The 15,765-nt window shown below is 55.9% G+C and carries 8 protein-coding genes and 1 pseudogene; 7 read left to right on the top strand and 2 right to left on the bottom strand.

The window, feature by feature from the left end; translation table 11 throughout:
- The first annotated feature begins 69 nt into the window (after window positions 1-69).
- Window positions 70-2,706, top strand: coding sequence for a DNA topoisomerase (ATP-hydrolyzing) subunit A (gene gyrA / locus DG357_RS15715; RefSeq protein WP_028013903.1), 2,637 nt, complete (start codon window positions 70-72; stop codon window positions 2,704-2,706).
- 134 nt (window positions 2,707-2,840) lie between these two features.
- Window positions 2,841-5,687 carry a two-component system sensor histidine kinase RcsC gene (gene rcsC, locus DG357_RS15710; RefSeq protein WP_047367976.1) on the top strand — a complete coding sequence of 949 codons (2,847 nt, stop codon included), beginning with the start codon at window positions 2,841-2,843 and terminating at the stop codon, window positions 5,685-5,687.
- Between the two features lie 112 nt (window positions 5,688-5,799).
- Here rcsC and rcsB read toward each other — a convergent pair whose 3' ends face one another.
- Both rcsB and rcsD read right to left on the bottom strand, forming a co-directional pair.
- Window positions 5,800-6,450, bottom strand: coding sequence for a response regulator transcription factor RcsB (rcsB, locus tag DG357_RS15705; RefSeq protein ID WP_006176468.1), 651 nt, complete (start codon window positions 6,448-6,450; stop codon window positions 5,800-5,802).
- 16 nt (window positions 6,451-6,466) lie between these two features.
- Complete coding sequence (gene rcsD / locus DG357_RS15700; protein WP_048960697.1) at window positions 6,467-9,139, bottom strand: phosphotransferase RcsD; 2,673 nt, start codon at window positions 9,137-9,139, stop codon at window positions 6,467-6,469.
- A 743-nt stretch (window positions 9,140-9,882) separates the two neighbouring features.
- On the opposite strand from rcsD, the pseudogene DG357_RS15695 reads away from it, so the two are divergent.
- From DG357_RS15695 to DG357_RS15675, 5 genes and pseudogenes are all read left to right on the top strand, one after another.
- Window positions 9,883-10,994 (top strand): annotated as a pseudogene (locus tag DG357_RS15695) (porin OmpC).
- Between the two features lie 114 nt (window positions 10,995-11,108).
- Complete coding sequence (apbE, locus tag DG357_RS15690) at window positions 11,109-12,164, top strand: FAD:protein FMN transferase ApbE (RefSeq protein ID WP_045629880.1); 1,056 nt, start codon at window positions 11,109-11,111, stop codon at window positions 12,162-12,164.
- A gap of 72 nt (window positions 12,165-12,236) precedes the next feature.
- Window positions 12,237-13,295 carry a bifunctional DNA-binding transcriptional regulator/O6-methylguanine-DNA methyltransferase Ada gene (gene ada / locus DG357_RS15685; protein WP_088204781.1) on the top strand — a complete coding sequence of 353 codons (1,059 nt, stop codon included), beginning with the start codon at window positions 12,237-12,239 and terminating at the stop codon, window positions 13,293-13,295.
- Window positions 13,295-13,951, top strand: a complete 657-nt coding sequence (gene alkB / locus DG357_RS15680) for a DNA oxidative demethylase AlkB (protein ID WP_041908975.1) — start codon at window positions 13,295-13,297, stop codon at window positions 13,949-13,951. Before ada ends, alkB begins: the two co-directional genes overlap by 1 nt.
- A 69-nt stretch (window positions 13,952-14,020) precedes the next feature.
- Complete coding sequence (locus DG357_RS15675) at window positions 14,021-15,664, top strand: multidrug ABC transporter permease/ATP-binding protein (RefSeq protein ID WP_041911987.1); 1,644 nt, start codon at window positions 14,021-14,023, stop codon at window positions 15,662-15,664.
- Window positions 15,665-15,765 lie beyond the last annotated feature (101 nt).

Below are 15,765 nucleotides of genomic sequence, written 5' to 3'. Positions count from 1 at the left end.
TGTATCACCGCGGCTGTGTTATAATTTGCGACCTTTGAATCCGGGATACAGTAGAGGGATAGCGGTTAGATGAGCGACCTTGCGAGAGAAATTACACCGGTTAACATCGAGGAAGAGCTGAAAAGCTCCTATCTGGACTATGCGATGTCGGTCATTGTTGGCCGTGCGCTGCCGGACGTCCGCGATGGCCTGAAGCCGGTACACCGTCGCGTACTATACGCCATGAACGTATTGGGCAATGACTGGAATAAAGCCTACAAAAAATCTGCCCGTGTCGTTGGTGACGTAATCGGTAAATACCATCCCCATGGTGATTCCGCGGTGTACGACACCATTGTCCGTATGGCGCAGCCATTCTCGCTGCGTTACATGCTGGTAGATGGTCAGGGTAACTTTGGTTCTATCGACGGCGACTCCGCCGCGGCAATGCGTTATACGGAAATCCGTCTGGCGAAGATTGCCCATGAGCTGATGGCCGACCTGGAAAAAGAGACGGTTGATTTCGTTGATAACTACGACGGCACGGAAAAAATTCCTGACGTCATGCCAACGAAGATCCCTAACCTGCTGGTGAACGGCTCGTCCGGTATCGCCGTGGGTATGGCGACCAACATTCCGCCGCACAACATCACGGAAGTGATCAACGGCTGCTTGGCCTATATCGACGATGAAGACATCAGCATTGAAGGGCTGATGGAACACATCCCGGGCCCGGACTTCCCGACGGCGGCGATCATCAACGGTCGTCGCGGCATTGAAGAAGCGTACCGCACCGGTCGCGGCAAGATTTACATCCGTGCCCGCGCCGAAGTGGAAGCGGACGCCAAAACCGGCCGTGAAACTATCATTGTTCACGAGATCCCGTATCAGGTGAACAAAGCGCGTCTGATTGAAAAAATCGCCGAGCTGGTAAAAGAGAAACGCGTTGAAGGCATCAGCGCGCTGCGTGACGAGTCTGACAAAGACGGTATGCGCATCGTGATTGAAATCAAGCGCGACGCGGTGGGTGAGGTTGTGCTGAACAACCTGTACTCCCAGACTCAGCTTCAGGTCTCCTTCGGTATCAACATGGTTGCGCTGCACCATGGTCAGCCGAAGATCATGAACCTGAAAGAGATCCTGAGCGCGTTCGTGCGTCACCGCCGCGAAGTGGTGACCCGTCGTACCATATTCGAACTGCGCAAAGCGCGCGATCGCGCTCATATCCTTGAAGCGCTGGCCGTTGCGCTGGCGAACATCGACCCGATCATCGAGCTGATCCGCCGTGCGCCGACGCCGGCAGAAGCGAAAGCGTCGCTGGTTGCGCGTCCGTGGGATCTGGGCAACGTGGCGGCGATGCTGGAACGTGCGGGCGACGACGCCGCGCGTCCTGAGTGGCTCGAGCCTGAATTCGGCGTGCGTGACGGTCAGTACTACCTGACTGAACAGCAGGCCCAGGCGATTCTGGATCTGCGCCTGCAGAAGCTGACCGGCCTTGAGCATGAAAAACTGCTCGACGAGTACAAAGAGCTGCTGGAGCAAATTGCTGAGCTGCTGCACATCCTGGGTAGCGCCGAGCGCCTGATGGAAGTGATCCGCGAAGAGCTTGAGCTGGTCCGCGATCAGTTCGGCGACGAGCGTCGTACCGAAATCACGGCCAACAGCTCTGATATCAACATTGAAGATCTGATCAACCGCGAAGACGTGGTAGTGACTCTGTCTCACCAGGGCTACGTGAAGTATCAGCCGTTGACCGACTACGAAGCACAGCGTCGTGGCGGTAAAGGTAAATCTGCGGCACGTATTAAAGAAGAAGACTTCATTGACCGTCTGCTGGTGGCTAACACCCACGATACGATCCTCTGCTTCTCCAGCCGTGGCCGTCTGTACTGGATGAAGGTCTATCAGCTGCCGGAAGCGAGCCGCGGTGCGCGCGGTCGTCCAATCGTCAACCTGTTGCCGCTGGAAGCGAACGAACGCATCACCGCCATCCTGCCGGTACGCGAGTACGAAGAGGGCGTGAACGTCTTTATGGCGACCGCCAGCGGTACCGTGAAGAAAACCGCGCTGACCGAGTTCAGCCGTCCGCGTTCTGCCGGTATTATTGCGGTAAACCTGAACGAAGGCGACGAGCTGATCGGTGTGGATCTGACCTCCGGTTCTGATGAAGTGATGCTGTTCTCTGCGGCCGGTAAAGTGGTGCGCTTCAAAGAGAACGCCGTGCGCGCAATGGGTCGTACGGCGACCGGCGTGCGCGGTATCAAGCTGGCGGGTGAAGACTCCGTTGTTTCCCTGATCGTTCCACGTGGCGAAGGCGCAATCCTGACCGTCACCCAGAACGGCTACGGTAAACGTACGGCGGAAAGCGAATACCCGACCAAGTCACGCGGCACGCAGGGCGTTATCTCCATCAAGGTTACCGAGCGCAACGGTTCTGTTGTGGGCGCGGTGCAGGTGGACGATGCCGACCAGATCATGATGATCACCGATGCCGGTACGCTGGTGCGTACGCGCGTATCCGAGATCAGCGTGGTGGGCCGTAATACCCAGGGCGTTATCCTCATCCGTACGGCGGAAGATGAAAACGTGGTCGGTCTGCAGCGCGTTGCTGAGCCGGTGGACGACGAAGAGCTCGATTCCATCGACGGCAGCGTCGCGGAAGGTGATGATGAAATCGCACCGGAAGCAGAGAGCGACGACGACGCAGCGGATGACGCTGACGAGTAATCTCTTCTGACGCATAAAGGGCCGGATTCCGGCCCTTTTCTTTTGCAGATGCAGATACGTGAACGTTGCGACAAGCCGCGTTTACCGCTACCTTAACCACATTCTTTTGATCCCGACGGCGGAGCCTCGCCCCTTTGAAATACCTCGTCTCCTTTCGTACCACGCTGAAAGTTTCTCGCTATCTGTTCCGGGCGCTGGCGCTCCTGCTTTGGCTGCTGGTGGCCTTGCTGTCGGTATTTTACATCGTCAATGCGCTGAACCAGAAAGAAGCGGAGATCCGCCAGGAGTTTAATTTAAGCTCCGATCAGGCCCAGCGCTACATTCAGCGAACGTCTGACGTGATGAAGGAGCTGAAGTATATTGCCGAAAATCGGCTGACGGCAGAAAACGGTATTCTTGCCCTGCGCGGGCGCAATGATAAAACCGAAGTACCGGACTTCCAGCCGCTGTTCCCGGACTCGGATTGCTCCACCATGAGCAGCACCTGGCGCGGGTCGCTGGAATCCCTCGCCTGGTTTATGCGCTACTGGCGCGACAACTTCTCCGCCGCTTACGATCTCAACCGCGTATTCCTGATTGGCAGCGAGAATCTCTGCATGGCTGACTTTGGCCTGCGCGATGTGCCCGTCGAGCGCGATGATGCGCTGAAAAGCCTGCACGAGCGTATTGTGAAATATCGCAATGCGCCGCAGGACGAGCGCGGGAACAACATCTTCTGGATTAGCCAGGGGCCGCGCATGGGCGTGGGCTATTTCTACGCGCTGACGCCGGTCTACCTGGGCAATCGCCTGCAGGCGCTGCTGGGGATTGAACAGACCATCCGCATGGAAAACTTCTTCACGCCGGGAAGCCTGCCGATGGGCGTGACCATTCTGGATGAAAACGGGCATCAGCTGATCTCACTCGCCGGGCCGGATAAAAGTTTGAACGTCGATCCGCACTGGATGCAGGAACGCTCATGGTTTGGCTACACCTCCGGCTTCCGCGAGCTGGTGCTGAAAAAAAGCCTGCCGCCATCGTCGCTGAGCATTGTTTACTCGCTGCCGGTGGATATGGTCCTTGAGCGGATACGCATTCTTATTATGAATGCGATCCTGCTGAACCTGCTGGTGGGCGGGGCGCTGTTTACGCTGGCGCGCATGTATGAGCGGAGAATCTTTATTCCCGCCGAAAGTGACGCCCAGCGTCTGGAGGAGCACGAGCAGTTCAACCGCAAGATTGTCGCCTCGGCTCCGGTGGGGATCTGCATTCTTCGTACCCAGGACGGGACCAACATCCTGAGTAACGAGCTGGCGCACAACTACCTGAACATGCTGACGCACGAGGACCGGCAAAGGCTGACGCAAATCATCTGCGGCCAGCAGGTGAACTTTGTCGACGTGCTCACCAGCACCCACACTAACCTGCAGATCAGCTTTGTTCATTCCCGCTATCGCAATGAAAACGTAGCGATTTGCGTGCTGGTGGATGTCTCCGCGCGCGTGAAGATGGAAGAGTCGCTGCAGGAGATGGCGCAGGCCGCGGAGCAGGCCAGCCAGTCGAAATCCATGTTCCTGGCTACCGTCAGTCACGAGCTGCGTACGCCGCTGTACGGGATTATCGGTAACCTCGATCTGCTGCAGACGAAGGAATTGCCGAAAGGCGTCGACCGGCTGGTAACGGCGATGAACAACTCCTCCAGCCTGCTGCTGAAGATCATCAGCGATATTCTCGACTTCTCTAAAATTGAGTCTGAGCAGCTGAAAATCGAGCCGCGTGAGTTTTCGCCGCGTGAGGTCATGAACCACATCAGCGCCAACTATCTGCCGCTGGTGGTGCGTAAACAGCTGGGGCTCTACTGCTTCATTGAACCGGACGTGCCGCTGACGCTGCACGGCGACCCGATGCGCCTGCAGCAGGTCATCTCTAACCTGCTCAGCAATGCCATCAAATTCACCGATATCGGCTGCATTGTGCTACACGTCTGCCGGGCGGGAGATTATCTCAGCATCCGCGTGCGCGACACGGGGGTGGGCATACCGGCCAAGGAGGTGGTGCGTCTGTTCGATCCGTTCTTCCAGGTCGGCACCGGCGTGCAGCGTAACTTCCAGGGCACCGGTCTGGGGCTGGCGATTTGCGAGAAGCTCGTCAGCATGATGGACGGTGACATTTCCGTGGATACCGAGCCCGGCATGGGCAGCCAGTTCACGATCCGCATTCCACTCTATTCCGCGCAGTATCCGGCAAAAGCCACGGTTGACGGGCTGAACGATAAGCGCTGCTGGCTGGCGGTCAACAATGCCTCGCTGAATGACTATCTGACGGCGCTGCTCGCCCATAGCGGCGTTAGGGTCTGCCGCTATGAAGGCCAGACGCCGGACGTGGACGATGTGCTCATCGCCGACGAGATGCCGGAACAGCCGTGGCAGGGGAGAGGAACGGTGCTCTTCTGCCGTCGCCACATTGGCATACCGGTTGAACGTGCGCCGGGGGAATGGGTGCACAGCGTCGCAACGCCGCATGAGCTGTTGAGCCTGCTGGCCCGTATCTATAAAGTCGAGCTGGAAGAGAACGACGGTGCAGTCGCGCTGCCGTCACCGGAAGGTCTGGCGTCAGTGAATGACGATATGATGATTCTGGTGGTGGATGACCATCCGATTAACCGCCGCCTGCTGGCTGACCAGCTCGGATCGCTGGGCTATCAGTGCAAAACCGCCAATGACGGCGTGGATGCGCTGAATGTGCTGAGTAAAAATCATATTGATATCGTGCTGAGCGACGTCAACATGCCTAACATGGACGGCTACCGGCTGACGCAGCGCATCCGACAGCTTGGCCTGACGCTGCCGGTCGTGGGCGTGACGGCGAACGCGCTGGCGGAAGAGAAACAGCGCTGTCTGGAGTCGGGCATGGACAGCTGCCTGTCGAAACCGGTGACGCTGGACGTGCTCAAACAAACGCTGTCTGTTTATGCGGATCGCGTGAGAAAAACCAGAATATAAAAAAGGCCCGTAAGGGCCTTTTTTATTTGCCCGGCGGCGCTGCGCTTGCGAGTGCCTACGGGTTCTGTAGGCCGGGTAAGCGTGAGCGCCATCCGGCATTTACAGTGGGGGATCAATCCTTATCCGATGCGCTCAGCGTAACGGAGGAGAGATAGTTCAACAGGGCAATATCGTTGTCCACGCCCAGCTTCATCATTGCTGATTTTTTCTGGCTGCTGATGGTTTTAATGCTGCGGTTCAGCTTCTTGGCAATCTCGGTCACCAGGAAACCTTCGGCGAACAGGCGCAGAACTTCGCTCTCTTTCGGCGACAGGCGTTTGTCACCGTAGCCACCCGCGCTGATTTTTTCCAGCAGACGAGAGACGCTCTCAGGCGTGAACTTCTTGCCTTTCTGCAGCGCAGCCAGCGCTTTTGGCAGATCGGTCGGGGCGCCTTGCTTCAGCACAATCCCTTCGATATCCAGATCCAGCACGGCGCTCAGGATCGCCGGGTTGTTGTTCATGGTCAGAACAATAATCGAGATGTCCGGGAAGTGACGTTTAATATATTTGATGAGCGTTATCCCATCACCGTATTTGTCTCCAGGCATAGAGAGATCGGTAATGAGCACGTGCGCATCAAGCTTTGGGAGGTTATTGATCAGTGCTGTAGAGTCTTCAAATTCACCGACTACATTCACCCACTCGATCTGTTCAAGTGATTTGCGAATACCGAACAGTACAATCGGATGGTCATCGGCAATAATTACGTTCATATTGTTCATGTATAAGGCTACCTTGCTACAGCAAGCTTTTGACGTAGGCGTCAATGTCGCTGATGTATTTTTCAATGCCAGAGGCATCTTTCTCACGAATTAGATGTTCCAGCGTTTCACATAACTGCTTGCCGGGAACCAGATTAAGCATGGCAAACACCCCTTTAAGCCGGTGTGCTGTCTGTGCCAGCGCTGCAAAATCATTCGCAGCGGACTCAGTATACAACCGCTTCACATCATCTGGTACTGTATCAACAAAGAGGGAATAGTATCCGCTGGCGTGAAGCTCGGCATTTTCATTACCGCCTAACGGGGATTCCGTTATCTCTTCCTGCGCCAGCTGCTCTTCTATTAGTTGTAGTACAGCTTCCTGCATCGCATTGCTTATATTAAAGTTGACGCGCAGCTGGCCAGGGCCGATTTTCCGCACGCCTGACTCATCATCGCTTAAAAGCAAGCCCGAGGCAGTAAGATTAGACGGATTATCAGTTAAAAACAGATCAAATTCTTGACTTGCCAGCCTTTCATCCGGCGTGATGCAGGCCGCGCCCCAGTTTTCGAGCTGACGAACCACAATATTGCGGATCTCGTTTGAGGTCACATCCACCATCACCACGACGTCATCCAGCAGGCGTTCTTCATCTTCTTCCTGTGGATTGGCGGCCATTTTCACGTGGAGAGAGTAACGGGTGCCGAGCGATTCACGGGCCTTGATATTCAGATGGCCGCCGAGCTTACGCGCCAGCTGATCGCACAGCCAGAAGGTCAGGGCGTTAGCCTTGCCGTAATGATCGCTTTGCGTGTCATTCAGGAACGGGAAGTGCAGATTATCAATTTCACTCGCCGTCACGCCTTCCCCGGTGTCCAGAATGCGGAACGTCAGGCGATCTTCCGCCGACTCGTCGGTGCTCACTTCAAGGGTGATCTTGCCGATCTGCGTGGTGGTCACGGCGTACTGAATAATCATCAGCAGAATCCGACGCAGCGCCTCGCGGTCGCCGTGACGTTCGTCATTGGCGGGTAAATGGTTGTTGATTAGCAGCTGCAGCCCTTTACGCTTAATTACGGGCAGGACTTCCGGAACCACTTCATCGATCAGATCCTGAATGGAGAAGAGAGAAGGGGTGCCTTTCCAGAAATCATTCTCCAGCATGTTTGCCAGTTGGATCTCATCCACCATGCGGACCAGCGAGTCGGCCTGGCAGGCGAGCTGGTGGCTTTCAGACGTGTTTAACGCCGCCGCCTGGGTCGCCAGCGTTTTTAACGGCTGCTTGAAGGCATCGCCAATATTCTGCATGAATGCCGCGCGCCCCTGCTGGTTCTTCTCATACAGCCTTTGCGCCTGCTTGAGCTTTTTATTCACCAGCACTTCGCGATCCTGATCGCGAATTATGAAGATTTGCGTACGCGGGGCCACCTGGCTGCGGAACTGACGGATCTCGTAAAGTTCATTGTTAATCGTGGCCTGAATAACCCCCTGGTGCTGATCCGCCATAGTGGTGATGTTCTGCAGGTTAAGGTGCGGCAGCAGATGGTCAGCAATTTTATTGCTCATCACCGTGCGATTCGATTCCTGATCGTGAACTAACACCCCTAGCGGCAGCACGGAGACAATCTCTTCATTGAGCGCGCGCAATACGCGCAGCTCGTTGGTATTGCCCGCGGAGACCGCAGACGCGTCGCTCTGGCGTCCCGGCTGGAAGCGGAAGGTACTGTAGCCAAACAGGGCCAGCGCCAGCAGGCCAATATTCAGCAGCAGCGGCAGCAGAATATTTTGCAGGGTATCAAGCAGCAGCGTGCCGAACGGTACCTGCCACACCAGACGCATGCCGGTTGAGTTCAGCGACGAGGCAATTTCAATTTTCGAGCCGTTAAAGGAGATGGTGACGCTCTCTGCGGCCTCTTTATCGGACGCCGCACGCATGTTCTGGGTGCTGCTGTCCGGCTCCAGACGGAAGCTGTCGAGCGGCATATCCGGCGGGATCAAATCATTAATGGGTAAATCGAAGGCCACGACCGTCGCCAGATGACCCGGCTGGTTAAAGGTGGTACGCAGTGTAAAATAGTGACCATTCTGCCAGGCCAATCGGCGCAGCGATGAGAAGCTCTCACGTTCATCAAGGGCGTTGGCCTGCTGCAGCATTTCTGCCCGGCGGGAGTCGACAATGCTGCCGACCGTCGTCTCTTTAAATCCGGAAGAGAGATCTTTCAACGGCAGCGTCGAGATCAGGATCATGCTGTTGTCCTGACCGTTCAGATAGTACATCGACCACGGCACCGTTTCGGCGCCCCAGAGGGTATCCAGGTAGGTCGAAATACGCTGCGTCATCTCAAGGGTCGCGCTGTCGTGAGAGCCAAAGATAAGCGCTTCAGTCTTACGCTGCGGTTTTTCGAGATAGTAGACATCCTGCTTCAGCCGCGTCTCCTGAAGCCCATCTCCGGATGAGCTGGCAGGCGCTGCCGCAATGTTGTCGTAAATCTGCCAGGTGGCGTAGCGCCAGGTATCAATGCGCTTGTGTACGGCGTGGGTAATATCCACCACCTGATAGCTCTTATCCTTCAGCCAGGCGTTAACCGCGCTCTGCACCATCACGCCCATTGTGACTAACAGCACCACGATCAAAAGAAGAAAGAAACGGGTGATGCTCCCGGGCAGAAGGGAGAATTTGCTTTGGGCGGTAGTTTCAGTCTGACTCATTGATATCTTTAACCCGTGATGGTCGTGCTCTGTGGCGATAGGGCAGTATAAAGGGTAATAACTGAATTTCCAGCGCCACTGTCCTTGAACAAGCGACTTTTTCGATGACCCGTGCGAGAGAGGAAGTACGCCTTAAATGTGTACAAGCACATAATGTATGTACAAATAAAAAATGCATTTCGTCAGAAAATAGCACGAATTAACAAGAAATTAAGTTTTGAGCGAATTTTCCCGTTATGCACAGGGGCGAGCGTGAATTTAGTTAATAGTCGTTACAATTACGCGGCGGTAGCACAAAAAAGGAAAAGTTACGTAAAGAAGGGTAAAAAAAAACCGAATGCGACGCATCCGGTTGAATTAGGGATAAACAGACATTCAAAGCTGAATGACGGTAATAAATAAAGTTAATGATGATAGCGAGAGTTATTTTAGAGACTGGAGTCGATCTTGTTTTGTCATTCAGTGCGGTAACGTTTTTTATTTTAACTCTTTGATATGTATTGGGTCATTTTTCGTTTTGATTATAAGTGCTAAATTTCTAAGCTTTATGTGCTTTGTAAAAGTTCCTTTTCATTTACATTTTGAAACATGTTGATGGATAAATGAAACATCTTCAAAGTTTTCGTATCATATTCGCATTGGATTATTCTGTAATTTTGCGGAGAATGAATTTGCCGACTGGTTAATGAGGGTTAACCAGTAAGCAGTGGCAATTATAAGGCATATAACAGAGGGTTAATAAAATGAAAGTTAAAGTACTGTCCCTCCTGGTACCAGCACTGCTGGTAGCAGGCGCAGCAAATGCGGCCGAAATTTATAACAAAGATGGCAACAAATTAGATCTGTACGGCAAAGTTGATGGTCTGCACTATTTCTCTGACGACAAGAGTGCTGACGGCGACCAGACCTACATGCGTCTTGGCTTCAAAGGCGAAACTCAGGTTAACGATCAGCTGACCGGTTACGGCCAGTGGGAATACCAGATCCAGGGCAACACGACTGAAAGCGACAACCAGTCCTGGACGCGTGTGGCGTTTGCCGGTCTGAAATTCGCTGAAGCGGGCTCTTTCGATTACGGTCGTAACTACGGCGTGATCTACGACGTAACTTCCTGGACTGACGTTCTGCCAGAATTTGGCGGCGATACCTACGGCTCAGACAACTTCCTGCAGTCTCGTGTAACGGCGTGGCGACCTATCGTAACCAGGACTTCTTTGGTCTGGTGGATGGCCTGAACTTTGCGCTGCAGTATCAGGGTAAAAACGGTAGCGTAAGCGGCGAAAACGTCGGTGGACGCAGCCTGCTGAAACAGAACGGCGACGGCTACGGTGCATCCGTAACCTATAACCTGGGCGAAGGCTTCAGTGTGGGTGGTGCGATGTCCTCCTCCAAACGTACCGCTGACCAGAACGCACCGGGCGTTTATGGTAACGGCGATCACGCAGAAGTCTATTCTGGCGGCCTGAAATATGATGCCAACAACATCTACCTGGCTGCGCAGTACTCTCAGACTTACAACGCAACCCGCTTCGGTACCTCTAACGGCAGCAGCCCGACTACCGCTTACGGTTTTGCTAACAAAGCGCAGAACTTCGAAGTGGTTGCTCAGTACCAGTTCGACTTCGGCCTGCGTCCATCCGTGGCTTACCTGCAGTCCAAAGGTAAAGACATCGAAGGTTACGGCGATCAGGATCTGCTGAAATATGTTGATGTGGGTGCGACTTACTACTTCAACAAAAACATGTCCACCTACGTGGATTACAAAATCAACCTGGTTGATGAAAATGAGTTCACCCGTCAGGCCGGTATCGGCACTGATGATATCGTCGCGCTGGGTCTGGTTTACCAGTTCTAATCGCGTCATCGTGTGACTAAGGGGCCTGAAGGCCCCTTTTTTGTGCTTTTTTTTGGCCTCACAATGCAACCGTTTTGGTGTACTCTTGCCGCCCTGGCATGAGGATAATAATGAATGGACATGACTTTTTTACGCGCCAGCTTTCTGGCTATGCTTTTTTTCCTGACCGCGTGTGACGATTCCGCGCCCGTGGCGAAAACCGATGCACCCGCCGCGACGGTGCTCGAAGGCAAAACGATGGGCACCTTCTGGCGCGTCAGCGTGATGGGCCTGGATAAAACGCGCGCTGATGAACTTCGCGGTAAAATCCAGTCTCAGCTGGACGCCGACGACCAGCTGCTCTCAACCTATAAAAATGACTCGGCGCTGATGCGCTTTAATCTTTCCACCAGTACCTCCCTGTGGCCGGTGAGCGAAGCGATGGCCGATATCGTCACCGAATCAATGCGCGTGGGATATAAAACCAACGGCGCGATGGATGTCACCGTCGGGCCTCTGGTCAATCTCTGGGGATTTGGCCCGAACAAACAGCCGGATACCACACCCGATCAGGCGGCCATTGATGATGCCCGCGCCCGGACAGGGCTAAAGCATCTGACGGTGATCAACCAGTACGGCCAGCAGTATCTGCAGAAAGACATCCCCGATCTGTTTGTCGATCTGTCGACGGTAGGTGAAGGTTACGCGGCGGATCACCTTGCCGCGCTGATGACGCAGGAAGGGATATCGCGCTACCTGGTCTCCGTGGGGGGCGCGTTAGTCAGCCGGGGCATGAACGCCAGCGGTAAACCGTGGCGCGTGGCGATTCAAAAACCGACCGATCGGCAAAACGCCGTACAGGCCATTGTGGATATTAACGGGCACGGCATCAGCACTTCCGGGAGCTACCGTAACTATTACGAGCTCGACGGGAAGCGAATTTCGCACGTGATCGATCCGCTGACCGGACGTCCCATCACGCATAACCTGGTCTCGGTGACCGTGATTGCCCCCACTGCGCTGGAAGCCGACGCCTGGGATACCGGATTAATGGTTCTCGGCCCGGAAAAAGCCAAAGAGGTGGTTCGTCAGGAAGGACTGGCGGTTTATATGATCACTAAAGAGGGCGACGGGTTCAAAACCTGGAGCTCGCCGCAGTTCAACAGCTTCCTGGTGAGCGACAAAAATTAAAAAGCAAGGTTGCGGGTTTTTTATCACTGGCACTCGGGCACGCTAAAGGTATGCTTGTAAGAGGAGCTGATGATGAAAAATCCAACCTATATGAATGATGAGGATCGCTGGCAGGCCGTTCTGGCTCGCGATCCGCGCGCTGACGATCGGTTTGTCTTTGCCGTGCAGACGACGGGGATTTTTTGCCGCCCGTCATGCCGCGCCCGTCACGCGCTGCGTAAAAACGTCTGCTTTTATCCCGATGTCCAGCATGCCGTTCAGGCAGGGTTTCGCCCGTGCAAGCGCTGCATGCCGGACAAACGCGATCCGAATCAGCAAAAGCTGGCGAAAGTGGAGCACGCCTGTCGCCTTCTGGAGCAGGATCCCGCGCTGATGCTTGAAGGCCTGGCGCAGCAGGTCGCCATGAGTCCTTTCCATTTCCACCGGCTGTTTAAGTCCGTCACCGGGATGACGCCAAAAGCCTGGCAGCAGGCGGCGCGGGGGCAGCGTCTGCGCGCGGCGCTTGCGCAGGGAAACAAAATTACCGATGCCGTGCTGGCGGCAGGGTTTCCCGACAGCAGCAGCTATTACCGCAAAGCCAACGATGCGCTGGGCATGACGGCGAAGCAGTACCGCAAAGGCGAGGTGGCGGTGCGTTACGCCATCGGCGACTGTTCGCTGGGACGCTGCCTGGTTGCGGAAAGCGAGCGGGGGATTTGCGCGATACTGCTGGGCGACAACGATACCAAACTGGCAGAAGAATTTGCGACGCTGTTTCCAAACGCGGAGCATGCCCCGCAGGAAGATGCCTTTGCCCAGCGTATCAGACAGGTCATTGCCAGTATTGATAACCACGCGGTGCCGCTGGCGCTGCCGCTGGATATACGCGGCACCGCGTTCCAGCAGCGGGTCTGGCAAGCCCTTCGTGACATCCCCTGCGGGGAAACGGCCAGCTATCAGATGGTGGCGAAGGCGATTGGCCAGCCCAATGCGGTGCGTGCCGTCGCGGGAGCCTGTGCGGCAAACAGGCTGGCGATTGTGATCCCCTGTCACCGCGTGGTCCGTACTGACGGCGCGCTGTCGGGCTATCGCTGGGGGGCGGCGCGAAAAGCGCTATTACTGAAACGTGAGGCGAAACGCCGGGAGGGATAATGCTCGATCTTTTTGCGGATGCTGAACCGTGGCAGGAGCCGCTTGCGCCCGGGGCAGTGATCCTGCGCCGCTTTGCACTCTCCCGTGCGGCGGCATTGCTTGCCGGTATTGAAGAGGTCACGGCGGTTTCACCGTTTCGCCATATGGTGACGCCGGGCGGCTACACCATGTCGGTGGCCATGGCCAACTGCGGCGAACTGGGGTGGGCGACGAACGAACGTGGGTATGTGTATGCCCCGAACGATCCCACGACCGGCCGGCCGTGGCCTCCCATGCCTGCGGTGTTTCAGGCGCTTTGTCACGAGGCTGCCGTTGCAGCGGATTATCCAGACTTCCGGCCGGATGCCTGCCTGATTAACCGCTACGCCATCGGCGCGAAGCTCTCCCTGCATCAGGACAAGGATGAACCCGATCTGCGCGCGCCCATCGTCTCGGTATCGTTGGGTCTGCCCGCCGTCTTCCAGTTTGGCGGATTGCGCCGCAACGATCCGCTCAGGCGCATTATGCTGGAGCACGGCGACGTGGTGGTGTGGGGCAGGGAGTCACGGCTGTACTATCACGGCATTCAGCCCCTGAAGCCCGGGGTTCACCCCCTCACTGGCGAGTACCGCTATAATCTGACTTTCCGTCAGGCGGGATTGAACAAACAAAAATAAGAATTATTCTTGATGTCCGCTCAGGGCAGTTTACACTGCTGGCTGATTTTTATTGTCCGGATTGCCTGCATGCAACTACTTCTTCTTGTCTGGCGTCAGTACCGCTGGCCCTTCATTGCCGTAATGGCCTTAAGCCTTGCCAGCGCGGCGCTGGGTATTGGCCTGATCGCGTTTATAAACGTGCGGCTGATCGAAATGGTCGATACCTCACTCTCGGTTCTGCCGGAGTTTCTCGGCCTGCTGCTGCTGTTGATGGCGGTTACGCTCGGCTCTCAGCTGGCGCTGACCGCGCTTGGTCACCATTTCGTTTTCCGCCTGCGCAGCGAGTTCATCAAGCGGATCCTCGACACGCAGGTTGAGCGCGTGGAGCAGCTCGGCAGCGCCTCCCTGCTGGCGGGGCTGACCAGCGACGTGCGCGCGATTACCATCGCGTTTGTCCGCCTGCCGGAGCTGGTGCAGGGGATCATCCTGACCTTTGGCTCGGCGGCCTATCTCGCCTGGCTTTCGACCAAAATGCTGGCGGTGACCGCGGTGTGGATTGCCATCACCATCTGGGGCGGTTTCGTGCTGGTGTCGCGCGTCTATAAACACATGGCGGTCCTGCGCGAAACGGAAGATAAGCTCTATAACGATTACCAGACGGTACTGGAAGGGCGCAAAGAGCTGACGCTCAACCGCGAGCGTGCCGAGCATATCTTCAATAACCTCTATATCCCGGACGCGCGCGAATACCGGCACCACATTATTCGCGCCGATACCTTCCACCTGAGCGCGGTGAACTGGTCCAACATTATGATGCTGGGCGCCATTGGCCTGGTATTCTGGATGGCGAACAGCCTGGGCTGGGCGGACACCAACGTGGCGGCGACCTACTCGCTGACCCTGCTGTTCCTGCGTACGCCGCTGCTCTCTGCCGTCGGCGCATTGCCCACCTTGCTGAGTGCGCAGGTGGCGTTTAACAAGCTTAAGAAGTTCGACCTGGCGCCATTTAAGGCTGAATTCCCGCGCCCGCAGGCCTTCCCGAACTGGCAGACCCTGGAGCTGCGCGACGTGACGTTCCGCTATCAGGACAACGCCTTCTCCGTGGGACCGGTCAACCTGACGATTCACCGCGGCGAACTGCTGTTCCTCATCGGCGGCAACGGTAGCGGAAAATCCACGCTGGCGATGTTACTCACCGGACTTTACCAGCCGCAGTCGGGCGAGATCCTGCTGGACGGTAAGGCGCTGAGCGCGGAGAAACCCGAGGATTACCGCAAGCTTTTCTCAGCGGTATTCACCGATGTCTGGCTGTTTGACCAGCTGCTGGGGCCGGAAGGGCAGCAGGCCAATCCGGCTCTGGTTGAGAAATGGCTTGCGCAGCTGCAGATGTCGCACAAGCTGGAGCTCCAGGACGGCAAAATCCTGAACCTCAAGCTCTCTAAGGGTCAGAAGAAGCGCGTGGCGCTGCTGCTGGCGCTGGCGGAAGAGCGTGACATCATCCTGCTGGATGAATGGGCGGCGGATCAAGACCCGCACTTCCGTCGCGAGTTTTATCAGGTGCTGCTGCCGCTGATGCAGGAGATGGGCAAGACCATTTTCGCCATCAGCCACGACGATCATTACTTCATTCACGCCGACCGTCTGCTGGAGATGCGCGACGGCAGGCTGAGCGAGCTGACCGGCGACGAGCGCGATGCGGCGTCGCGTGACGCGGTGGCGCGCACGGCCTGATGCCCTCACTCTAACCCTCTCCCACGGGGAGAGGGGATAATCGTGGCCGTAATGCCGCTTTTTTCTCCATCCCGCCTCGCTGTTTATTCTTATTTACATAT

The sequence above is a fragment of the Enterobacter bugandensis genome (genome assembly GCF_900324475.1).
Taxonomy (GTDB): domain Bacteria; phylum Pseudomonadota; class Gammaproteobacteria; order Enterobacterales; family Enterobacteriaceae; genus Enterobacter; species Enterobacter bugandensis.
The sequence above is the reverse complement of the archived record's forward strand: the minus strand, read 5'-3'. Positions and strand labels throughout refer to the sequence as shown.

Excerpts from the sequence above, each read along its gene's own strand:
- DG357_RS15675 (WP_041911987.1), top strand. The coding sequence starts at position 14,021 with ATGCAACTACTTCTTCTTGTCTGGCGTCAGTACCGCTGGCCCTTCATT.
- apbE (WP_045629880.1), top strand. The coding sequence starts at position 11,109 with ATGGACATGACTTTTTTACGCGCCAGCTTTCTGGCTATGCTTTTTTTC.
- rcsB (WP_006176468.1), bottom strand. The coding sequence starts at position 6,450 with ATGAACAATATGAACGTAATTATTGCCGATGACCATCCGATTGTACTG.
- ada (WP_088204781.1), top strand. The coding sequence starts at position 12,237 with ATGAAAAATCCAACCTATATGAATGATGAGGATCGCTGGCAGGCCGTT.
- gyrA (WP_028013903.1), top strand. The coding sequence starts at position 70 with ATGAGCGACCTTGCGAGAGAAATTACACCGGTTAACATCGAGGAAGAG.
- alkB (WP_041908975.1), top strand. The coding sequence starts at position 13,295 with ATGCTCGATCTTTTTGCGGATGCTGAACCGTGGCAGGAGCCGCTTGCG.
- rcsD (WP_048960697.1), bottom strand. The coding sequence starts at position 9,139 with ATGAGTCAGACTGAAACTACCGCCCAAAGCAAATTCTCCCTTCTGCCC.